General features: G+C 28.3%; 20 protein-coding genes. 8 read left to right on the top strand and 12 right to left on the bottom strand.

Translation table 11 applies throughout. The annotated features are described in order from the left end of the window. The first annotated feature begins 57 nt into the window (after nucleotides 1–57). A complete protein-coding gene (locus KO488_RS06585; RefSeq protein WP_216058000.1) occupies nucleotides 58–1,107 on the top strand; it encodes a CNNM domain-containing protein in 1,050 nt (349 codons plus the stop codon). A gap of 60 nt (nucleotides 1,108–1,167) precedes the next feature. Further along, nucleotides 1,168–2,043, top strand: coding sequence for an AraC family transcriptional regulator (locus tag KO488_RS06580; RefSeq protein WP_216057999.1), 876 nt, complete (start codon nucleotides 1,168–1,170; stop codon nucleotides 2,041–2,043). A 12-nt stretch (nucleotides 2,044–2,055) separates the two neighbouring features. On the opposite strand, the gene KO488_RS06575 is transcribed toward KO488_RS06580, so the two are convergent. The 5 genes from KO488_RS06575 to KO488_RS06555 form a co-directional block, all read right to left on the bottom strand. Next, nucleotides 2,056–3,201, bottom strand: a complete 1,146-nt coding sequence (locus KO488_RS06575) for an iron-containing alcohol dehydrogenase (protein WP_216057998.1) — start codon at nucleotides 3,199–3,201, stop codon at nucleotides 2,056–2,058. A gap of 90 nt (nucleotides 3,202–3,291) precedes the next feature. Continuing rightward, nucleotides 3,292–5,910: a bacteriohemerythrin gene (locus tag KO488_RS06570; RefSeq protein WP_216057997.1), complete on the bottom strand. Its 2,619-nt coding sequence runs from the start codon at nucleotides 5,908–5,910 to the stop codon at nucleotides 3,292–3,294. A 50-nt stretch (nucleotides 5,911–5,960) separates the two neighbouring features. Further along, on the bottom strand, nucleotides 5,961–6,572 hold the full coding sequence (locus KO488_RS06565; protein WP_216057996.1) for a LysE family translocator: 612 nt from the start codon (nucleotides 6,570–6,572) through the stop codon (nucleotides 5,961–5,963). A gap of 48 nt (nucleotides 6,573–6,620) precedes the next feature. Beyond that, complete coding sequence (locus KO488_RS06560) at nucleotides 6,621–7,454, bottom strand: AraC family transcriptional regulator (protein ID WP_303572028.1); 834 nt, start codon at nucleotides 7,452–7,454, stop codon at nucleotides 6,621–6,623. Continuing rightward, complete coding sequence (locus KO488_RS06555) at nucleotides 7,441–7,833, bottom strand: rhodanese-like domain-containing protein (RefSeq protein WP_216057995.1); 393 nt, start codon at nucleotides 7,831–7,833, stop codon at nucleotides 7,441–7,443. The genes KO488_RS06560 and KO488_RS06555 overlap by 14 nt, the downstream gene beginning before the upstream one ends. 307 nt (nucleotides 7,834–8,140) lie before the next feature. Between KO488_RS06555 and KO488_RS06550 the strand changes: the two genes are divergently transcribed. Continuing rightward, nucleotides 8,141–8,755: a peroxiredoxin gene (locus KO488_RS06550; RefSeq protein ID WP_216058207.1), complete on the top strand. Its 615-nt coding sequence runs from the start codon at nucleotides 8,141–8,143 to the stop codon at nucleotides 8,753–8,755. Nucleotides 8,756–8,807: 52 nt separating this feature from the next. Here KO488_RS06550 and KO488_RS06545 read toward each other — a convergent pair whose 3' ends face one another. From KO488_RS06545 to KO488_RS06535, 3 genes are all read right to left on the bottom strand, one after another. Next, on the bottom strand, nucleotides 8,808–9,668 hold the full coding sequence (locus KO488_RS06545; protein ID WP_228319052.1) for a DMT family transporter: 861 nt from the start codon (nucleotides 9,666–9,668) through the stop codon (nucleotides 8,808–8,810). An 11-nt stretch (nucleotides 9,669–9,679) separates the two neighbouring features. Beyond that, nucleotides 9,680–13,156 carry a methionine synthase gene (metH, locus tag KO488_RS06540; protein ID WP_216057993.1) on the bottom strand — a complete coding sequence of 1,159 codons (3,477 nt, stop codon included), beginning with the start codon at nucleotides 13,154–13,156 and terminating at the stop codon, nucleotides 9,680–9,682. A gap of 152 nt (nucleotides 13,157–13,308) precedes the next feature. Next, a complete protein-coding gene (locus KO488_RS06535) occupies nucleotides 13,309–13,908 on the bottom strand; it encodes an SAM-dependent methyltransferase (RefSeq protein ID WP_216057992.1) in 600 nt (199 codons plus the stop codon). A 145-nt stretch (nucleotides 13,909–14,053) separates the two neighbouring features. Between KO488_RS06535 and KO488_RS06530 the strand changes: the two genes are divergently transcribed. After that, the gene (locus KO488_RS06530; RefSeq protein ID WP_216057991.1) at nucleotides 14,054–14,968 is read left to right on the top strand and encodes a metal ABC transporter solute-binding protein, Zn/Mn family; all 915 of its coding nucleotides are present in this window, start codon (nucleotides 14,054–14,056) and stop codon (nucleotides 14,966–14,968) included. A gap of 45 nt (nucleotides 14,969–15,013) precedes the next feature. Here KO488_RS06530 and ribA read toward each other — a convergent pair whose 3' ends face one another. Both ribA and KO488_RS06520 read right to left on the bottom strand, forming a co-directional pair. Next, a complete protein-coding gene (gene ribA, locus KO488_RS06525; RefSeq protein ID WP_216057990.1) occupies nucleotides 15,014–15,577 on the bottom strand; it encodes a GTP cyclohydrolase II in 564 nt (187 codons plus the stop codon). A 152-nt stretch (nucleotides 15,578–15,729) separates the two neighbouring features. Next, a complete protein-coding gene (locus KO488_RS06520) occupies nucleotides 15,730–16,425 on the bottom strand; it encodes a hypothetical protein (RefSeq protein WP_216057989.1) in 696 nt (231 codons plus the stop codon). A 153-nt stretch (nucleotides 16,426–16,578) separates the two neighbouring features. Here KO488_RS06520 and KO488_RS06515 point away from each other — a divergent pair, with 153 nt between their 5' ends. Genes KO488_RS06515 through hisIE form a run of 4 tightly spaced genes read left to right on the top strand, consistent with a single transcriptional unit; the run spans nucleotide 16,579 to nucleotide 19,641 of the window. Beyond that, nucleotides 16,579–17,499 carry a branched-chain amino acid transaminase gene (locus KO488_RS06515; RefSeq protein ID WP_216057988.1) on the top strand — a complete coding sequence of 307 codons (921 nt, stop codon included), beginning with the start codon at nucleotides 16,579–16,581 and terminating at the stop codon, nucleotides 17,497–17,499. Between the two features lie 53 nt (nucleotides 17,500–17,552). Beyond that, nucleotides 17,553–18,641 (top strand): prohibitin family protein, encoded by a 1,089-nt coding sequence (locus KO488_RS06510; protein ID WP_216057987.1) that lies wholly within the window; start codon nucleotides 17,553–17,555, stop codon nucleotides 18,639–18,641. 38 nt (nucleotides 18,642–18,679) lie between these two features. Next, the gene (locus KO488_RS06505) at nucleotides 18,680–18,946 is read left to right on the top strand and encodes a hypothetical protein (protein WP_216057986.1); all 267 of its coding nucleotides are present in this window, start codon (nucleotides 18,680–18,682) and stop codon (nucleotides 18,944–18,946) included. Between the two features lie 11 nt (nucleotides 18,947–18,957). Then, nucleotides 18,958–19,641, top strand: a complete 684-nt coding sequence (hisIE, locus tag KO488_RS06500; protein WP_216057985.1) for a bifunctional phosphoribosyl-AMP cyclohydrolase/phosphoribosyl-ATP diphosphatase HisIE — start codon at nucleotides 18,958–18,960, stop codon at nucleotides 19,639–19,641. A 102-nt stretch (nucleotides 19,642–19,743) separates the two neighbouring features. On the opposite strand, the gene KO488_RS06495 is transcribed toward hisIE, so the two are convergent. Both KO488_RS06495 and KO488_RS06490 read right to left on the bottom strand, forming a co-directional pair. Then, a complete protein-coding gene (locus KO488_RS06495; RefSeq protein WP_216057984.1) occupies nucleotides 19,744–20,103 on the bottom strand; it encodes a hypothetical protein in 360 nt (119 codons plus the stop codon). A gap of 193 nt (nucleotides 20,104–20,296) precedes the next feature. Then, nucleotides 20,297–21,469 carry an Mrp/NBP35 family ATP-binding protein gene (locus KO488_RS06490; protein WP_216057983.1) on the bottom strand — a complete coding sequence of 391 codons (1,173 nt, stop codon included), beginning with the start codon at nucleotides 21,467–21,469 and terminating at the stop codon, nucleotides 20,297–20,299. Between the last annotated feature and the right edge of the window lie 46 nt (nucleotides 21,470–21,515).

Below are 21,515 nucleotides of genomic sequence, written 5' to 3'. Positions count from 1 at the left end.
CAATCCTTTGGTATGCTTTCATAATAATTTTGTATAAAAATATTTAGAGGATATTTAATGTTAATACTTATTTACTTTTTAATGGCCGTTGGCGTCTCATTTTTATGTTCAATTTTAGAAGCTGTATTACTATCAATCAGTGCCTCTCACATTAAGCTTATCAAACAAGAGAACAACAAACTTGGTTCTGAAATGCAAAAACAAAAGAAAAATATAGATTTCTCAATCGCTGCAATTTTAACACTTAATACTTTTGCACATACACTAGGAGCAGCTGGAGTTGGACATGAAGCTGCAAAGATTTTTGGCGAGGATTATATGTTTTATATTTCTGCTGTTCTTACACTATTAATTTTAGTTTTTTCTGAAATTATCCCTAAAACTTTAGGTGCTTATTATTGGAAAAGTTTATCAGGATTCTCAACTAGAACTATAAAAGTTTTAATCTTTATAACATACCCTTTACTTATAGTTTTAAATAAAATCACCAACTATATTACACCAAAAAACAAAGAAACTATTACAAAAGAAGAGATAATAGCAACTGCAAATATAGCAGAAGAAAGTGGAATTTTAAGAGAGAGTGAAAGTGACGTAATTGAAAACCTTCTACAATTAAATGACATAAAAGTAAGAGATATATTCACTCCAAGAAGTGTACTTTTTTCTGTACAAAAAGATAATCTAATCAATAGTTTTAAAACTCATACAGTTTTAAATTTAGAAAAATTTAAAGAGTATTCAAGAGTTCCTGTTTATGGTGAAAATATCGATGACATTATTGGAGTAGTTATTTCAAAAGAATATTTTCATGAATACATTCAAAATAATATAAAAAATAAAGAAGAAATTATCAAACCTATTTTTAGTGTAAGTGAAAATATACCTATTTCTAAACTAATAGATCTTTTCTTAATAAAAAAAGAACATATGTTCCTAGTTGTAGATAACTATGAGCAAACAAAAGGAGTTGTTACACTTGAAGATGCAGTTGAAACACTTTTGGGTGTAGAAATAGTTGATGAACTAGATACAAATATTGATATGAGAGAAGTTGCTAGAACTAAAATGAGAGAAATTAGACGAATAAAAAGTAATCACTTGTAAAAACAAACAACTATAATTCCATTTTTAGTATAATCTTTAAAAAATAAACTTGGAAGTATTATGAACCCTAAAATCTTAGAAGAAGCAAATAAACTAATAAAAGAAGACTCTTTAACTAGAACAAATATTAAAGGTATTAACCTTTATAAAACTACAACCTTTCTTCCTAGAACTCCTCTTACTTATGATTTTTGCTTAGTGTTTGTATTACAAGGTAAAAAGATTGGTTATCTTTCAAACAATAGATTTGAATATGACTCAAAAAACTATTTAGTAGTTCCAACTACAATGCCTTTTGAGTGTGAAACTTATGCTTCAAAAGAAGAGCCTTATATCTGTATCTTAATTGATATAAAAAAAGAACTTATGCAAGAGATTATCTCATCAATATCAAAAGAAGAATCAAAAAAATGTGAAGATATTCAAATAGGTGTTTTCCAAGATAATGTAACAAAGAGTTTAGAAGATTCAATTTATAGGCTTTTAAAAATACTACAATCAAAAGAAGAATCTGATATTTTAGGTGAATCTATTTTAAAAGAAATCTTTTATAGAATTGCTATAGGTGAGAATTCACATTTCTTACATAAGATGTTTTTAGAAAATAAAGCAGAAGCTAAAATGATAAGATCATTAAGAACCATTCATCATGAATATAATGAACATCTTGATATTCCAAGATTAGCAAAAGAAGAAGATATGAGTGTATCATCTTTTCATACACACTTTAAAAAAGTGACTTCTTTATCACCTTTACAATATATAAAAAAGATTAGACTACATAAAGCTATGGATTTATTAACAAGAAAAAATTTACAAGTAAATGAAACTGCATATGCTACTGGATATGAAAGTAGCTCACAGTTTTCTAAAGATTTTAAGAGTTATTATGGATATCCACCAAAAGAAGCAAAAGCTTCTTTTGAGATTTTATAGATTCTTAAAAAACTATTTCATAGCCATTTTTAGAATTTTTTCTGAGATTTCAAGAGTAATATTTTGATTTTCACCAATTGCTGTCATTCCATGAGCTTCTAATGATGGAATGATAGTTTCAATAACTTTATCATCTACATTTTCATAATCATTTAAATTTGTTGTAACTCCAACACTTTCATACATTTTTTCAATTGCAACAATAACAGCTTCATTATCATTTTTAATACCAAAAACATTTTCACCCATTTGTGCTAATTTTTCACTTTTTTCTTCAATCATAACTCTTAATAATTGAGGCTGAACAACTGCTAAACTTTGTGCATGGTCAACTCCATAAAATGCTGTTAACTCATGTCCAATCATATGTGTTGCCCAATCTTGTGCGACACCTGAACCTATAAATCCATTTAAAGCTTGATTTGCAAGAAGCATTAAGTTTTCTTCCCAAATTGGATCCTTTCTATTATCCCAAGTTTGAGCAAGTGAGAATAATCCTCTTAAAATAGTTTCAGAGTAACCATCATGTAAAAGTGAAGTATTTGGACAAGTTAAATATTGTTCACATGTATGAACAAAAGCATCAACTAAGCCATTTGCTAATTGTCTATCTGATAATGTACTCATAACACTTGGGTCTAAAACTGCAAACACTGGATAAACTAAAGGTGAAGCAAAAAATCTTTTTTCATTTGTTTCTTTTTTTGATACAACTGCATTACCGTTTGATTCACTTCCAGTTGCAGGTAGTGTTAAAATTGCACCTAAAGGTAGTGCTTTTTCTACAGCTACACTTCCATCTAAAAAGTCCCATCCATCTTTTTCATATAAAGAAGCTGCTGCTATATATTTAGCTCCATCAATAACAGAACCTCCACCAACTGCTAAAATATAATCAATATTTTCTGCTTTACTTAAAGCAACTGCTTTATTTAATGTTTCATAAGATGGATTTGCTTCAATTCCTGAAAACTCAATCCAATTAAAGCCATCAAGTGCTGATGAAACTTCAGCATATACACCATTTTTCTTAATTGAACCACCACCATAAACTACTAATATTTTATTATCTTTATTTAAATGCTTTACTATTGAAGCAATTTGACCTTTTCCAAAGTGAATTGCTGTTGGGTTTGAATAATCATATACTAAACTCATAAATTTTCCTTCATATTTTTTTAATTTATGTAGTATAGAATAAATATTTGAAGATGTGAATATCAAATTCTATAAATTATATGTCAATTTCTACATCTTTTTTAAAAACTCTTTTTCAAACTCATCTGCAGGAATAGGTTTTGAAAAATAATAACCTTGAACATAGTCACAATCCATCATAAAAAGTAAATCTCTTTGCTCTTTAGTTTCAATTCCTTCTGCAATAACTTTAATATCTAACTTATGAGCCATAACCACAATAGCTTCACAAAGTGCCATTTCTGAAGAGTCTGCTTTTAAATTATCAATAAAAGATTTATCAATTTTTAAATAATCAATATCCATTTTTTTAAGATATGAAAGAGAAGAATAACCCGTTCCAAAATCATCGAGTGATATTTCAATTCCCTCATCTCTAAATCGTAATAGCTTATCAGTAATAATCTGTTCATTTTCCATCAATAAACTTTCTGTTATTTCAATTACTATATTATCACCACTTAAACCATTTAATTTTAAATAATCAATCCAATCATCAAGACTTACCATATTTTTAAATTGCATAGGTGACATATTTATACTAACTTTTAAGTCTTTGTTATATTTATTAATCCATTCTTTTACTTGAGATATACATTCTTTATAAACCCAATCTCCTATATTTACAATAAGTCCTGATTGCTCAGCTAAAGGAATAAAATTTGCAGGAGAAATTAATCCCTCATAACTATGATTCCATCTAATCAAAGCTTCTGCTTTAAATATATCATTGGTCTTTAAATCAATAATTGGTTGATAATACATTTCAAATTGCTTCAAATCCAAAGCTTGATGTAAATCTGTTAAAAGTTCTTTTCGTTTTTTTGCCATTTCTTGCATAGAAGGTGTAAAATAATGAAAACGACTACGACCCATTTTTTTTGCTTCATACATCGCTTGATCTGCATTACGAAGTAGTTCTAGTCCTTTTTTTGAATCAGTTGGATATAAAGTGATTCCAATACTAGCAGAAAGATAAATCGTATCTTTTCCTAAAACAAACGGAGCAGTTAACGCAGTAATTATTTTTTCTGCTGTATTATCAATTCCCAATGTTTCATTTATTTCAGTTAAAATAATAGTAAACTCATCTCCCCCAAAACGTGCAATAATATCTGATTCTCTAAGTGTATTTTTAATCCGTTGAGAGGCCTCAATTAATAAAAGATCTCCTACATCATGACCTAAACTGTCATTTACATCTTTAAAGTGATCTAAATCAATAAATAATACAGCAAAAGGTATTTTAGATCTAGAGCTTCTATCTATTTCTTGTTCTAAACGTAGTTTAAACATACGACGATTTTCTAAATGAGTTAAAGAATCAAAAGTTGCTTGCTTTATAATAATTTCTTCTGATTTTTTCTTTTCAGTAATATCAGAAAAAAGTGCAACATAATGGTCTATAACGCCATTATCATTAAGCACGCTATTTATTTTTAACTCTTGACTATATATTTCTCCATTTTTTCGCTTATCTAAAAGTTCACCATTCCAATAGCCATTTTTTTCAATAAAATTCCACATTTTTTTATAGAAATTTTTATCTTGTTTTCCAGAAGAAAGTATTTTAGGATTTTTTCCTAAAACATCATTTTGTGTATATCCTGTTACTGTTGTAAATGCAGGATTAACACTAATTATATTATTGTTTGAATCTGATACATACATTGATTGAGAACTGTTTTTATATATTAAAGAAGCTAGTTCTCTTTCGGTTATATCAGTATGTGTACCAATTATACGTAATGCTTCACCATTTGGACCACGACTAACAACTTTTCCACGACTTAAAATCCATGACCAAGAACCATCTTTTTTTAATATACGGTGTTTATTACTATAAAATTCTGTTATTCCATCAAGATGGTCTTTAAAATCAGCTTTTACTTTTTCCCTATCTGAAGGGTGAATAGTTGACTCGTTTTTCCCTTCCAATAGACTATTATTAATAATATCAATAATTGAAACATCTTTTTCTGAAGAGACTAAAGTATCACTTTGAATATCCCAATCCCAAATATTTTCACTGCCTGAATCAAGTATAAACTTCCATCTTTCTTCACTTATATGTAAAGCTTTCTCTGCTTTAATTCGTAATGCTTTTTCTCTCATTAAATCTAAAGTACGTGTCGAAATACTACTATACATACTGAGTACAGTTTCTATATGAGTTTGCATTGATCCGCTCATATCAAGGTTCGATTGATCTTTTGCGTCATCTAGTAGTACACCAGCTTTAACTTTTAATACAGTTTTAGCCATACGTTTATCAGTATCTAAGATATGATAGGCAAGCCATTTTGATAAAAATATTACAATAGCATATATAACATCATCAAAAGGTTTATTTTCTTTATTATTTTTTAATTCAATAACTTCATGAATAAAAGAACCATGTGTTTTTTCATGCTCTTTAAACCATTCATCTTCTTTAAAATACTTACTCCAAATACCTTCTTCACATTTGAAATGGTAGTCTGCATAATCAGCTAATTCATCAAAAATTTTATCTAATTCATTTACGCTAGATAAATTAGCTAAATGTGCTGCTAGTCGATTTAAAATATCGACAAGCTTTTTATGTTGATCATCTATAAGATTAATTCCCGTTTCAAAATTCTTATCCCAAGGAAAAATCTCAAAGAATTTAGTTTCATCATTATTCAATTAACTATCCTTCAGCACCTACATGATTTTAAAACTTATTTGTTATTATATTATAATATAAACTCATAAAAAATACTTATATATACTAGTATTAATGTAGAAATAATCAAAATATACCCCATTATAAAATTAAAAACTTTTAACTTTTTACTAGTATTTAGGAATTTGGTAGCTTTTTCTCCAAATAAACCCCAAAAAGAAAGACTTAAATAACAAACAATAAAATAGATACTTATAAAAATAGCTAAGATATACTCATTAAAAGAAAACATTGCAACACCAGATATCGATGCTACCCACGCTTTTGGATTGAGCCATTGAAGTAAAAAACCTTCATAGAACCTTAATTTTTTCATACTGTTTTCATGTTCTATATTTGGTTTTGAACTAGCTATTTTGTATCCCATATATATAATAAAAAAAGAACCTACATACCCAAGGTATTCTAAAAAAAGTGGATATTCATCCAAAAAAGTTTTAAGACCTAATGATATAACTATTAATAAAAAAGTAAAACCAATTGTTGCACCACTTATAAAAGAAAAAGTTTTTGAAAAACCATTGTTAATTCCAGAAGTGATAATCATCATATTAACAGGTCCAGGAGATATTGACATCGCAAAAGAAAAAGATATCATTGTTAAAAGTATAGTTAGTGTCATAAACGCTCCATTTTTATTTAAAAGAGTATATGACAAATATAAAGTTAATTATTGTACAAAATTGACTTTATATTCATTAGGAGTAGTTGCAACTATTTTTAAAAAGTTTTTATGAAAATGACTTTGATCAAAAAAACCACATTCTAATGCTGTATCAACAATGGAATAACCACTTTTTAAATACTCTTTTGCTTTATTTATTTTTACGTTTAAAATATATGAATGAGGTGTCAAATTCATTTGAGATTTGAAGAGTCTTATTATATAAAAAGGATTTAATTCAAATTTATTTGATAATTCATCTAAAGAAATATTCTGTTTATAGTTTTCATCTAAATATATAACTATTTCTTTAAATCTTTTATCTATAACTTCTAAATCTTTATTTTCTAAATATAAAGAGAAAAACTTCAAAAAAAACTTTATCAATTCATCTTCTTTTTCTGAAATAGAATTATCCTTAGATATAAATTCACATAAGTGCAAGAATTCTTTATAAAAGTTTTCATCTTCCAATATATGTACAGGTATTTTTACAAACTCTTCTACTTCACAGTTTATAAGCTTTTGAATGTTCATACACCATTTAGCATCTAGGTATAACATATAATAAATATTTAGAATATCAGTACAAGAATTACAAGAATGAACCTCTAAAGGATTTATGATACTCAACATATTTTTATCTAAAGGATATGATTTAGTACTATTTTCATAAATACTTCTTCCTTCTTTATTTACACCTATTGAAAAAGTATCATGAAAATGTTTTTTATAATGTGCATTAGAATTTGAATACCTTAGTTCTAAAAAAGGAAGATTTTCATGTGTAAATACTTTAGTAAATGTTTTATTCATAAACTTTACTTTAATTGCATCCACAAGATATATTTGTTCCTTTTCTTGCATTTAATCCACTTGTTTCATAACCATCTCTTTTCCACCAATCAAGTCCACCTAACAACTCTTTTGTATTAAAACCTAGTTTTGACATATTTAAAGCACCTTTAGTTGAGGCATTACACCCTATTCCATCACAGTAACTTACATATAGTTTATCTTTATCAAGATTTTTTGTTGTTTCTTCATTCATTTTTTTATGTGGAATATTTATTGCATTTGGAATATGCTCAAGTTCATAAGCCTCTATAGATCGTGCATCAATAACAATAATATCATCACCTTTATTTAGTGCATCAAAAACATCCCAAGAGTCAGTTTCATAAGCTAGTTTAGCTTCATAGAAGTCTATTTGATTCATATACTATTTCCTTAATAATTAATATAAGTATTATATTACAAATCTTTTACAGAATAATTAATATCTAAAATTATCATTTATTTTAATAAGATAAACTTATATTATAAAATAAGATATTCTTATTATATTTAAGCAAAATTTAATTTTATATGATATACAATTCTTTTATCAAAGGAAAATAATTATCCTTTGTAAGAAAGGATTTAATATGGCTTGTGATACAAGTGTAAAAGCTAGAAAACAAAAAACAATAATTACAGATAATGATACAAATAACAATAATACAGATATAAAAAAGGATAAGAAAATGAGTTCAAGTATGGTTCAAAAATTAATGCCAGAGTTTAAAATGGATGCATATGATGCAAAAACAGGTCACTACACAACAGTTTCTGATAAAGATTACATGGGTAAATGGGCAGTGGTTTGTTTCTACCCTGCAGATTTTACTTTTGTTTGTCCAACAGAAATTGCAGCTATGAATGCACACTACGATGAGTTCCAAGAATTAGGTGTTGAAATTTTAGCAGTATCAACTGATACTAAATTCTCTCACAAAAGATTCGTAGAAACTGAGCCAATTTTAGCTGGTTTAAAACTTACAATTGGTGCTGATTCTACTACTACAGTTAGTGAAGATTTTGGTGTTTTAATTGAAGAAGAAGGTATGGCATTAAGAGGAAGATTCCTATTTAATCCAGAAGGAATTTGTGTAGCTCAGGAAGTTCAAGCTCCAATGGTTGGAAGAAATGTAGATGAGTTCTTAAGACAAGTTAGAGCTTGGCAACATGCAACTACTACAGGTGAAGTTTGTCCAGCAGGATGGAGACCAGGAAAGAAAACACTTCCTGTAAATACTGATTCTGAGCAAATGACTGGTAGAGTTGGTGATTATATTACGATTGAAGAAATTCTATCTTAATCTTTTAATAATTAGAAATAAAAGGATGTCAAGCTTATCTTTACATCCTTTTTTATGCCAACTCTTTTTTTCTCAAGGTATATATTGAGTTTAATATTAAAGTTATTAAAATAATACTTCCACCTATAAATGTATTTGAACTTGGTATCTCATTTAGAAATAGCCAAACCCAAAGGGGTGCCATTATTGTTTCAATTATCATCAAAAGACCAATTTCACTTGCACTTATAAATTTAGTTCCACTTGAAGTTAAAACACGTGCAAGAGGTGTTATAACTAATCCCATGAAAGCAATAATCATTAAAGTATTTAAATCAATATAAAAAGACTCTATTAAGAAAAGAGAAATTACTGTCATACTAAGACCTACTGCTGCAATTAAAACAAAACGATTGATTTCTATATACCTAACTAAAAATACAAATGCTAATGCAAAACTATTCACGGATAAAAGAGCATAAATATTACCTGTCATAGTTCCTGTTACTAATTCATCTTTAAAAATTATAAAAAGTCCAATAATCATAAAAAAAGATGCTACTAATATATTTTTTGTAATCTTTTCCTTATAAATTAAAAATGCGAAAAAAGCTGAAAATAAAGCAGCTGTTCCAAAAATCAAAACTACATTTGCAACTGTAGTATATTTAATTCCATTTATAAAAAATATATTTGAAGATCCCATTAAAACTGCACATATTATTAATATAGGAAAAGAAGTTGTAGTAATTTTTTTAAATACATCTTTTTGTTTTATCATCAATGATGAAGTCATTGAAATAAATATAAAGATACCTAAATAAAAAGAAAAGGTAAAGACATCAATATTTGCAAATTTAATAAGAAGAGATTCTAAGCTCATTATCAAAACGCCTAACGATGTAATCGCTAGACCTTTTGCCTTATCACTCAATAATAAAGCTTTTAAATATTATAATAATTTGCTTCATGATGAGGAACAACTATTGCACAAGTTGTTTGTTCAGGATGCATTTGGAAAGTTTCAGATAACTCTATTCCGAACTCTTCAGGATTTAATAAATCAAAGATATCTCTATTCATAGCTAGGTCTGGACAAGCAGCATAACCAGGAGAATATCTACAACCTACATATTGTTTCATTTGTACATCATTTAAAGTATGTCCTTCTTTAGGAACAATATCTAAATCAAGTCTAACTTGCTTATGTAAAACCTCAGCTAAAGCTTCAGCTAATTCAACACCAAGTCCGTGAATTTGGTAATATTCTGTAAATTTACCTTCATCATATAATCCTCTTTCATAATCAGATATTTTTAATCCTGCACTTGCAAGTGTAAAAGCAATAACATCTAATCTATCGTTTCTAAAAAAATCAGGAATACATCTAAACGGTTTTCTTTTTTGTCTAGGGAATTCTAAAACCTTTATAGCTTCTTCTAAAGGTGGTACATTTTTTGCTTCTTCAAGAGAATTAAATAAATACTTTTTATCAAAGATATAAAGTTTATTGTCATACGAAATACAAGGATAATAAGCATAAATTGCAATTGGATCAAAAATATCTTTATCTAATAAATCATCTTTTAGTTTTCTATATAATGGCTCAACTGTCTCTTCTTCATATTTTAAGAAAGCGTCTCTATTTTGTTTACCTCTTTTATATCCCCATCTTTGTCTAAATAATACTCTATGATTTATCCATTTAAAAATAAGCTCTTTATCTAATGCATCACCAGTTTTCCCAATTCTTTCCCATAAAGGAGGAAATGTAAAAGTAGTCTCTTTTGGCATTTTAATTTCTTCATAAGGAGGAATAACAACTGCTTCTTTCTCTACTTTTTCACTTGTATCTGCTATTTCAATTAAATCCGCAGCTAAAGCTGTATTATCTAAATCACCCTCTTCTATTCTTTGCATAGAAACTACACCATCAAAGGCATCACGACAATAGAAAATTGGTCCATCGTATATTGGTCTACAAAAATCATTTACAAAAGATTTAGTAAGTGCTGCTCCACCAATAAGTACAGGAATATCTATTCCCATTTTTTGTAATTCTTCTAAGTTTTCTTTCATAACTGCTGTTGATTTTACAAGTAATCCACTCATTCCAATAGCTTGCGCTTTGTGCTCTTTTGCAGCAATTAAGAAGCTATTTAAATCAGCTTTGATTCCAATATTTATAACTTTAAAGCCATTATTACTTAAAATAATATCAACTAAGTTTTTACCAACATCATGAACATCGCCTTTTACAGTTCCAACTACAATAACAGTTTCGCTAGCTTTTTCTTCTTTTGGTAAATATGGATTTAAAGCATCAACTGTAGCTTTCATAGTTTCAGCACTTTGAAGTACAAATGGCAATTGCATTTGACCTGAACCAAATAACTCACCAATGATTTTCATACCATCAATTAACCATTCATTTACAATAATTTCAGGCTTGATATCATGTCTTAATTCTTCAACTAAAGGAAGAAGTCTATCTTTATCTCCATCTAAAAGTAATTTCTTTACTTTTTCAATAGCAGGAAGATTTTGATACTCTTCATCACTTTGTTCTTCAATATCATCAACATTGGAGAAATGCTCAATAAAGGCAAATAAAGGATCTCCTACTTCTTGATTATTGAAAATTAAATCATCACAAGCTTTTTTATCATCTTCAGAAATTTTATTAAGTGGTAAAATATGTTTAACATTAACAATAGCAGATGTTAAACCAGCTTTTACGCAATAATCTAAGTAAATAGAGTTTAAGTAAGCTCTAGCTTTTATATCTAAACCGAAAGAAATATTTGAAAGTCCTAAAGTAGTTCCAACTTCAGGATGAAGTATTTGAAACTCTCTAATAGCTTCTAGAGTTTCAATACCTGCTGTTCTATACTCATCATCACCAGAACCAATAGTGAATGTAAGCATATCAAATACTAAATCATGAGGATCAAAGCCATGTCGATTTACACATAAGTCATAAATACGCTCAGCAATTCGTATTTTATCTTCTTTTGTTTTTGCCATTCCAACTTCATCAATTGTAAGACAAACAAGAGCCGCACCAAACTTTTTAGCTAAAGCACAAACGGCATCAAACTTTTCTTCTCCATCTTCTAGGTTTACAGAGTTAATAATAGGTCTTCCACCTATTTGTTTAAGTGCTGCTTCAAGGGCATAAATTTGTGTTGAATCTGGCATTAAAGGAAGTGATATTTTTTGAGAATAAAGCTCAACAACTTTATCCATATCTTCTCTTTCATCCCTACCTGCAAATCCAACAGATACATCAATAATATGTGCACCAGCTCGAACTTGCTGTTGTCCAACAGAAAGTGTTCCTTCATAATCATTTGATTTAAGTAATTCTCTAAAAGCTTTTGAACCAGTTGCATTTGAACGCTCACCTATTAAAAGTGGAGCTGGTTCTTGTTTTAAAGTAACTGTATTAAAAAGTGATGCAAGTGATGCTTTTAAAAACCCACAAGGTTTTAAAGGCTTTTTATCTTTTATTCCTTCTGATAATTCCTTAATATGCTCAGGTGTAGTTCCACAACATCCACCTAAAAATGAAACTCCATTAATATCTAAGAACTCTTTTTGTAAATTAGTAAACTCTGTTGGACCCATTGGGTAGTAAGAAACACCACCTTTATTTTGAGGAAGTCCTGCATTTGCATGAACAGAAATTGGGAATTTACAAACTTCACTCAAAGATTTAACATGCTTATGAACTTGTTTAGGACCAGTTCCACAATTAAATCCAAGTGATAAAATATTAAATGGAGCCATAATTGCAGCAATTGTTTGAGCATCCGTTCCAATAAGCATTGTTCCTGTTAACTCAATAGTAACAGAAACCATAATTGGAATATGAGGAGCGGCATCATTTAGTGCATGAAGAGCTGCTTTTATTTGTAAGGGATCTTGACAAGTTTCAAGTAAGAAGATATCTGTTCCACCATCAGCCAAGCCTTGTGCCATGATTTTATAACCTTCATACATATCATCATATTTAATATGACCCAATGAAGGAAGTTTAGTACCAGGACCTACTGAACCTAATACAAATCTTGGTTTTTCTAGTGTTGAATATTTCTCACAAGATTCTTTTACAAGTTGCGCACCTAATTTTGATAATTCATAAGAAGTTTGAGAAATATCGTATTCATCTAAAACCCAATTCATTGAACCAAAAGTATTTGTTGTAATTAAGTCTGCACCTGCTTGTGCATAAGCATCATGAATACCTCGTAAGATATGAGGTGCTGTTAAATTTAGAAGTTCATTACAACCTTCTAAATCTTCACCTTCATATATCCATTCTTCTTTTTTTATATCTGATATTTGAAGCTGTGTTCCCATAGCTCCATCTATTATTAGTACTTTTTCTTCTATTATATCTTTTATTTTTGTTAACATTTTATTCTCTATTTTGATTAATTTGTTCTATTATAATTATTAGGAGTGTATTTAAATTTTTGTTAAATTTCCGTTAAGTGATTATTAATAAATACTCTAGTATATAAGTCTAGATAAAAAAATCAGAATATAGATTTTTTATCTAGTTTTTATTATAGTTTTTGAATCACTACTCTAATAACACATGCCTCACCTTGATGACCTTTTCCTTCATCTAAAATGGTAACTTGCTCTTTTATCTCTTTGTCACATAATAAAAATGATTTTCTAAAATCATCAACTGTATAAAGTAAATCTTCATCTTTTGGACCACCACTTGTATATTTTAATTGTTTAGTTGAAAAGAATTCTCCAATAAAATAACCATTAGTATTCAAGGATTCTTCTATTTTATTAAATAAAGCACTTCTTTCCTCTTTATACATATGTAAATAAGAAGCAACAATTACATCGTATTTATGTGTAATCTCCCAATGATTTAGATCCATACATAATGTATTAATTTCTAGGTTCTCTTCTTTTGCTCTTTCTTGAAGTTTTAATAATCCAATATCAGAAGCATCAACAGCAGTAACATTAAACTCTTTTTTTGCAAAAAATATTGCATTTCGACCTTCACCTTCTCCAATACATAATACTTGGGATTTTTTTGCTAAAAGCCCTATTTTTGAAGCTATAAAAGTATTAGGTTTCAATCCATATAAGAAACCATCTCTTGAAAATTTGTTATTCCAAAATTCTCGTTGACTCATCTTTAAACCTTATTATTTTTGTTAATTTTTGTATTTTATATATTATACCCATAATTTATTAAATGCAACTAAGTTGCATTTAATAAATATTTAATTAGAATTCCATCAATGCAACTTAGTTGCAATAATATAGAAGGAGTAATACATGAGATTTTTAATCCCATTATTTTTATTAGTAAATTTTGTTTATGCTAAAACAAATATAGTAGTTAGTATTTTACCTCAACAAACATTTGTTGAAAAAATCGGAGGAGATAAAGTAAACGTTGTTTCAATGGTTACACCAGGAAGTAACCCACACTCTTATGAGCCTAAAGCATCTCAAATGATACATATTTCAAAAGCAGATATTTATTTTCCAATTGGCTTTGGATTTGAAGACACTTGGCTTAATAAATTCGCAAATCAAAATAAGAATATGAAATTTATTAAAATGACTAAAGATGTTCAAAGAATAATGATGAAAAAGCATAATCACCATCATGAAGGACATAAAGAGCATGATGAGAATAAAAAAGATCATGAACATAACGAGCATCATGAACACGAAGAACATACTGATAAAGCAGAATACAAAGAAGATCCACATACTTGGACAAGTCCTAAAAATGTTAAAATCATGGCAAAAAATATTTATGCTGTATTAGTTCAAGTTGATAGTTCAAATAAAGAGTACTATTTAAATAATTATAACAATTTCGTAAATGAAATAAATCAAACAGATAAAAAAATAAAAGAAATTTTTACTAAAATTCCTAAGAATTCTAAGTTTATGGTTTTCCATCCAGCATGGGGTTATTTTGCAAAAGATTATAATTTAATTCAATTTCCTGTAGAAGTTGAAGGAAAAGAACCAAAACCTAAAATACTTAAAGAAATAATAGAAGAAGCAAAAAAAGAAAATATAAAAGCTATTTTTACACAAAGTGAATTTTCTGATAAAAGTGCTAAAGTAATAGCAGACGAATTAAAAATAAAAGTTATTAAAGAAACACCTTTAGCAACAAATTGGTCACAAAACTTAATTCACGTAGCAAATACAATTGCAAACAATAATTAATCATAGAATCTAATTAAAAAGTAAAACCTTGTAAAAGGTTTTACTTTATAAAAGATGTCCTAATTCTTCTTTTTTAACTTTTAAATATTCATAATTATATTCACAAGAACTTATTAATACAGGAATTCTCTCAACCACTTCTATATCTTCTAAAGAGCTTAATTTTCTAGGGTTATTTGTCATTAGTTTAATTTTATCTATTTTAAACTCTCTTAATATTTTAGGTACTAAATCAAATTTTCTTAAATCAGCTTCAAAACCTAGCTTTTTATTTGCTTCAATAGTATCATACCCCATATCTTGGAATGAATAAGCATTTACTTTATTAAAAAGTCCAATTCCTCTTCCTTCTTGTCTTAAGTAAATTATCATACCACCTTCTTTACTTATTTTCTTCATTGCAAAATCTAATTGCTCACCACAATCACATTTTATACTTTTAAATACATCCCCAGTTAAACATTCAGAATGAATCCTAATGTAAGGAGTTGTTGGTAAATTTTCAGTAAATATTACGAAGTGATCTAAGCCATTTTCTTTAAATGATTGTATTTTAAAATTTCCATATTGTGTTGGTAGCTTTGCTATGTTTGATAATTCTATGGACATTTTAAAACTTATTTTTTTTTATTTTATATTTTATGAATAATACTGAAGAAATAATTACGTTAGTTAATATATAATTTTTCATTATTTTCCTTTTGGGAGGAATTTTATCATTTTATTCTTAGCTGCAACTTAGTTGCATTAATCTTGTTTTACTAATTAATAGAACTACAATCTGAGGTGATTCTATCAATTAATGTTATATACCAATTATTATCAATTTTTGTAAGATAAAAAGATAGTTCAGGAGTTAATACTACTTTATAACTTGTCTTTTCTATTAGATCTGCTTTTTGAAAATCTTTTGTTTTATATTTATCTTTTTGATAAATATTTGTCTCTTTCATCATTTTAGATAAAAAAGAATCTGTCATACTAGATAAAAACAAACCATCATCATTCCAACCATAAAAAGCATCATTATTTGGGCTACAATTAAATACTACATTTTTTTGAATTATTTTAAGTTTAGTAGAATCATTTTTTACTCTTGAGATAATATGTGAAACTTCTTCTGTTTCATCCTCTATTATATTATAAATCTCTTTTTGTTCTAAAAAAAACTTTGTTCCATCCATTTTAAAAAGATTATAAAATCCAAACTCTGGATGAATATATTTTTTATTTAGCCGCATTAAATCATTTGAAGCCATTGTATTTAAAATTTCTCGAATTCTATTTTTTAATAATTCTGATACTTCTGGTCTTTCATATACTATTTTTTCATTTTTATTGATATACGTAACATTTCCATTATTATCAACTGTTTTTATTTGTCTTACTCCACATCCTGTTAAAAAAGATATTAAAAGAAATGATGTGATTAATTTTATAATATTCTTATATTTCATATTAAATTTTATGCCTTTAAAAAATTTTCGACAATATACCATAATTAGTAAATGTTTTTATAAAAAAAGTAGTAAAAATTCTATTATCGGTATTTTTTAATTATATCTTAGATAAAATATTAATTAAAAATTTAATCATTAGGAATTTATACCATGACTGAAGCAAAATATATATGGATGGATGGCGAATATGTAAACTGGCATGACGCTAAAGTTCACGTTTTATCTCATACTTTACATTATGGAAATGGTGCTATTGAAGGTACTAAAGCATACAAAACTCACGATGGAAGATGTGCAATATTTAAATTAAAAGAACATACTAAAAGACTTATCAATTCTTCAAAAATGACTTTAATAAATGTTCCTTTTTCAGAAGATGAATTAAATAAAGCACAAATTGAATTATTACAAAAAAATGAATTATTTGAAGGTGCTTATATTAGACCTTTAGTTTATTTAGGTTATGGAGTTATGGGTCTTTATCATAAAGAAGCACCTGTAAAAGTTTCTGTATCTGCATGGGAATGGGGAGCTTACTTAGGCGAAGAAGGAATGAAGAAAGGTGTAAGAGTAAAAATTGCATCAATGACTAGAAATTCAAATACTTCGGGAATGGGTAAAGCAAAAGCAGTTGCAAACTACTTAAACTCACAAATGGCAAAATTTGAAGCAGTTGAATGTGGTTATGATGAAGCACTTTTAAGAGATGACCAAGGTTATATTGCAGAAGCTTCAGGAGCTTGTTTCTTTATAGTTAGAGATGGTGTAATTATTACTCCACCAAATGACAACTCTTTAGAATCAATTACACAAGCAACTGTTATTGATTTAGCAAAAGATTTAGGTTATGAAGTTGTTAGAAGAAGATTAACAAGAGAAGAAGTTTATGTTGCAGATGAAGCATTCTTTACAGGAACGGCTGTTGAAGTAACTCCTATTAGAGATATTGATGCAAGAGTAATTGGAAAAGGTGAAAGAGGTCCAATAACTGAAGCTTTACAAACAGCATATTTTGATGTAGTTGCTGGAAAAAATGAAAAATATTTAAACGATTTAACATACATTAACTAAACAACAGTAAAATCAGTTGATGAACAATATTTATAAAAATTTTAAGGACAATTATGCCAATAGATAACGATTATTTTAAAAAGAAACAACAACAGAACGGTGGGGGAAATTCATCGAATAATAATGGAGGTGGAGGAAACTATCAACCACCTTTTGAGCCACCTGAATTTTTCAAAAACTTAGGTAAAAAAGCTGGGTTTGTATATGTAATTATTGCAATTATTGTTGCATTATTCTTATTTAAACCATTTGTGATTGTAGAATCAGGGGAAGTAGGTATTAAAAGTACTACTGGTAAATATGAAGAGACTCCTTTAAGACCAGGTATTCACTTATATATTCCAGGTTTCCAAAAAGTTGTATTAATAGATACAAAAGTTAGATTAATGAATTATGCATCTGTAGAAACTACAGGTGGTTTTGATCAAAGTATTAGATTAAATCCTGCAATAAATATTCTTGATGCAAGAGGGCTACCTGTTTCAATTGAATTAACAGTTCAATATAGATTAACAGCAGAAGGTGCTCCAACAACTATTGCTAACTGGGGATTCTCTTGGGAAGACAAAATTATTAATCCAGTTGTAAGAGATATTGTAAGAAATGTAGTTGGTGTATATACAGCTGAAGATTTACCAACAAGAAGAAATGAAATCGCTGTTAAAATCGAAGATGGTGTAAGAGCAAATATAGATGCATTACCTGGGAAACCAGTTGCTTTATTATCTGTTCAATTAAGAGAAATTGTTTTACCAACTAAGATTAAAGAACAAATTGAAAGAGTTCAAATTGCAAATCAAGAATCTGAAAGAGTAAAATACGAAGTTTTAAGAACTAAGCAAGAAGCTGAAAAAAGAGCTGCTAAAGCTATTGGTGATGCTGAAGCTAACAGAATTGAAGCGCAAGGACGTGCAGATGCTGTAACTATTGAAGCAAAAGCACAAGCTTTAGCAAATAAATCAATTGCAGAATCTTTAACTCCAAAACTTCTTCAAATGCAACAAATTGAAGTTCAAGGGAAATTCAATGAAGCACTTAAAACAAATAAAGATGCTAAGATTTTCTTAACACCTGGTGGTTCAACTCCAAATATTTGGGTTGATACTAAAAGTAAATCAAGAGACGCGGCAATTAGCCAATAGTCTTAAAGAGTAGAATTTTTCTACTCTTTTACTTAATTATGAAAAAAATTACTATATTAATACTAACAAAACTTTTTTTACTTACATTTCTTATAAATGCCAATCAATTATCAGATCCAATTATAATTTTAGATCCTGAAATAATTGAAGATAAATATCAGCCTACAGATAAATATGAAGAACCTCTTGCTCTTCCAAATAAAAGAAAGAAAAAAGAAGATTCAGCATTAAATTTAGATGCTAATGTAAATAAAGAAAAAAGAGAAATAGATAGTCTAAAAATAGACGTAGGTAAAAAATTCTAAGGATTAAATAAATGAGTCAAATAAATACTATTGATTGGGATAAAATGGATGGTTTAATTCCTGTGGTAACACAAGAAGCCTCTACAAATGAAGTTTTAATGTTAGCATACATGGATAAAGAAGCATTATCATTAACACTTGAATCAAATATTGCTCATTATTTTTCTAGAAGTAAGCAGCGAATTTGGAAAAAGGGTGAAAGCTCTGGCCACACTCAAGAAGTTGTTGATATTATGCTTGATTGTGATAATGACACAATTTTATTAAAAGTTAATCAAACAGGTGTTGCTTGTCATACTGGAAGAAAATCATGCTTCTTTACAAGTATGAAAACAAATGAAATAATATCAGATGTACAAGTTGATACAGTACAAGCATATGGAGTAATTGATACTTTATATCATACTATCTTAGAAAAAAAGAATGATGATCCAGAAAAATCATACACATCAAAACTTCTTAATGGAAAAGAAAACTCTATGCTTAAAAAAATTGTAGAAGAAGCAGGTGAATTTACTTTTGCAATAAAAGATAATGATACTGAAGAAATCATCTATGAAGCTGCTGATGTTACTTATCATATGTTAGTTGCACTTGCATCTAAAAATGTAAGTCCGGATAGAGTAAAACAAGAATTAGCAAGAAGATTTGGAATGTCTGGAATTGAAGAGAAGAATTCTAGAACTGAAAAATAATATTTTCTTATTAACTTTAGGATATTAAAAAAGGGGAAGAATTTATAATTCTTCCCCTTTTTTTTATTTAAATTTTATAGTATTTTTAATAATTTATAGTAATTAACAAGAAGTTTGAACTCTTGTATCAAGACCTTTTTCTGGGTATAAAGCAGTTAACGAACAATGACTAATTGATGTTTTTGCTAATGTTTGATATCCCTCTGATGAGTTATCACTAAAGCTAGCTAAATAATCAGGTGTATCAGTATCTTCTGCTGGATAAAAAGATGTAAATATATTATTAGGTGAAGATACTTTTGCTAATGTTTGATATGCTTTAGAATCATGGTTATCCGATAATAAATAACTTGGAGTATCATTATCTTGTTCTGGGTAAAAACTTGCGAAATTATCTTGTGCACTTAATGCACTTCCTGCTAATAAACTTAATCCTATAATTGTTGTTGTTAATTTTCTCATTTTGAAATCCTTTTTTATATTGTTTTATATTTTGTAGTTGAATTATAGTAAAGAAGTGTGAAGTCAATATAAAGAGTTCGTTTATTGTTTGTGTAGTGATAAATATAATATATGCAAGGATTCTTAAAATTAAAAAAGGGGAGATATTAATATCTCCCCTTTTTTTATACTCAAAATATTATAGAACTGTCAATTAGTGACAACCACATCCAGTACCACAGCTTTCACCACTTGAAGCTTCTTTTTTAGGAGCTGCTGTTGTAGTTGAACAAGCACTAACACCAGGAGGCGTTGTTGGTTGAATATCTTCATTTGTTCTATCATCATCAATAGCATCAACAAAAGCAATAACTTTAGCTGCTGCTTCCATATATCTTTTTGCAGAAACTGATTCAGGTGCAAAGTAAACGATTGGTTTACCGCTATCTCCACCTTCTCTAATAGCAGGCTCGATTGGTAAAGAACCTAATACTTGAGTGTTATATTGATCAGCTAATGCATCACATGTACCCATTCCAAAAATATCTGATTCAGTATTACATGATGGACAAATAAATCCACTCATATTTTCAACTACACCAGCTACAGGAATATGTAATTTATCAAACATATCTAGTGATCTTCTAGAATCATCTAAAGCAACATGTTGAGGAGTTGTAACATTAATACCAGCTGCAACTGGAACACTTTGTGCTAATGTTAATTGAGCATCTCCAGTTCCTGGTGGCATATCAATAAATAAGATATCTAAATTTTCCCATAAAATATCTCTTAATAATTGCTGAATAGCTTTCATAATCATAGAACCTCTCCAGATTACAGCTTGCCCTTCTTCCATTAATACACCCATTGACATTACATCAACACCATATGCATGTAAAGGTTTTGCTTTATCACCAATTACTTCAACTTCTTTACCATTTAAACCCATCATACGAGGAATATTTGGACCATAAATATCAGCATCTAAGATACCGACTTTTTTACCTTGCATTGCTGCTGCAACTGCTAAGTTTACAGTAGTAGTTGATTTCCCAACACCACCTTTTCCTGAACTAACCATTACTATTTTTTTAATTTGAGGTGCAATGTTTTTTCCACTTACTGCATTACTACTTTGTTTTGGAGCTTGAGGCTTATTGAAACTTAATGTTACATTCATTCCAATAGCGCTTAAACATGCTGTAATTTCTTTTGTTAACTGTGCTTCAACTTCAGCAGCTGTTGATGTTATATCTAAAGTAACAGAACAGTTTGAACCGTCTACTTTAACATCCTTTACAAAACCAAATTCTATAATAGATTTTGCAAAACCAGGATACTTAACTTTCTCTAATTCTTTTTTAATATCTTCGATATTTGCCATAGAAAATTTCCTTTATTGTATTTATTTTCGTATTATAATTAAAATA

Origin of the sequence: Poseidonibacter lekithochrous, assembly GCF_018861145.1 — a bacterium.
GTDB lineage: Bacteria > Campylobacterota > Campylobacteria > Campylobacterales > Arcobacteraceae > Poseidonibacter > Poseidonibacter lekithochrous_A.
The sequence above is the reverse complement of the archived record's forward strand: the minus strand, read 5'-3'. Positions and strand labels throughout refer to the sequence as shown.

Coding starts and splice junctions, on each gene's coding strand:
- KO488_RS06585 (WP_216058000.1), top strand. CDS start 58: ATGTTAATACTTATTTACTTTTTAATGGCCGTTGGCGTCTCATTTTTA.
- KO488_RS06580 (WP_216057999.1), top strand. CDS start 1,168: ATGAACCCTAAAATCTTAGAAGAAGCAAATAAACTAATAAAAGAAGAC.
- KO488_RS06575 (WP_216057998.1), bottom strand. CDS start 3,201: ATGAGTTTAGTATATGATTATTCAAACCCAACAGCAATTCACTTTGGA.
- KO488_RS06565 (WP_216057996.1), bottom strand. CDS start 6,572: ATGACACTAACTATACTTTTAACAATGATATCTTTTTCTTTTGCGATG.
- KO488_RS06555 (WP_216057995.1), bottom strand. CDS start 7,833: ATGAATCAAATAGACTTCTATGAAGCTAAACTAGCTTATGAAACTGAC.
- KO488_RS06550 (WP_216058207.1), top strand. CDS start 8,141: ATGAGTTCAAGTATGGTTCAAAAATTAATGCCAGAGTTTAAAATGGAT.
- metH (WP_216057993.1), bottom strand. CDS start 13,156: ATGTTAACAAAAATAAAAGATATAATAGAAGAAAAAGTACTAATAATA.
- KO488_RS06535 (WP_216057992.1), bottom strand. CDS start 13,908: ATGAGTCAACGAGAATTTTGGAATAACAAATTTTCAAGAGATGGTTTC.
- KO488_RS06530 (WP_216057991.1), top strand. CDS start 14,054: ATGAGATTTTTAATCCCATTATTTTTATTAGTAAATTTTGTTTATGCT.
- ribA (WP_216057990.1), bottom strand. CDS start 15,577: ATGTCCATAGAATTATCAAACATAGCAAAGCTACCAACACAATATGGA.
- KO488_RS06520 (WP_216057989.1), bottom strand. CDS start 16,425: ATGAAATATAAGAATATTATAAAATTAATCACATCATTTCTTTTAATA.
- KO488_RS06515 (WP_216057988.1), top strand. CDS start 16,579: ATGACTGAAGCAAAATATATATGGATGGATGGCGAATATGTAAACTGG.
- KO488_RS06510 (WP_216057987.1), top strand. CDS start 17,553: ATGCCAATAGATAACGATTATTTTAAAAAGAAACAACAACAGAACGGT.
- KO488_RS06505 (WP_216057986.1), top strand. CDS start 18,680: ATGAAAAAAATTACTATATTAATACTAACAAAACTTTTTTTACTTACA.
- hisIE (WP_216057985.1), top strand. CDS start 18,958: ATGAGTCAAATAAATACTATTGATTGGGATAAAATGGATGGTTTAATT.
- KO488_RS06495 (WP_216057984.1), bottom strand. CDS start 20,103: ATGAGAAAATTAACAACAACAATTATAGGATTAAGTTTATTAGCAGGA.
- KO488_RS06490 (WP_216057983.1), bottom strand. CDS start 21,469: ATGGCAAATATCGAAGATATTAAAAAAGAATTAGAGAAAGTTAAGTAT.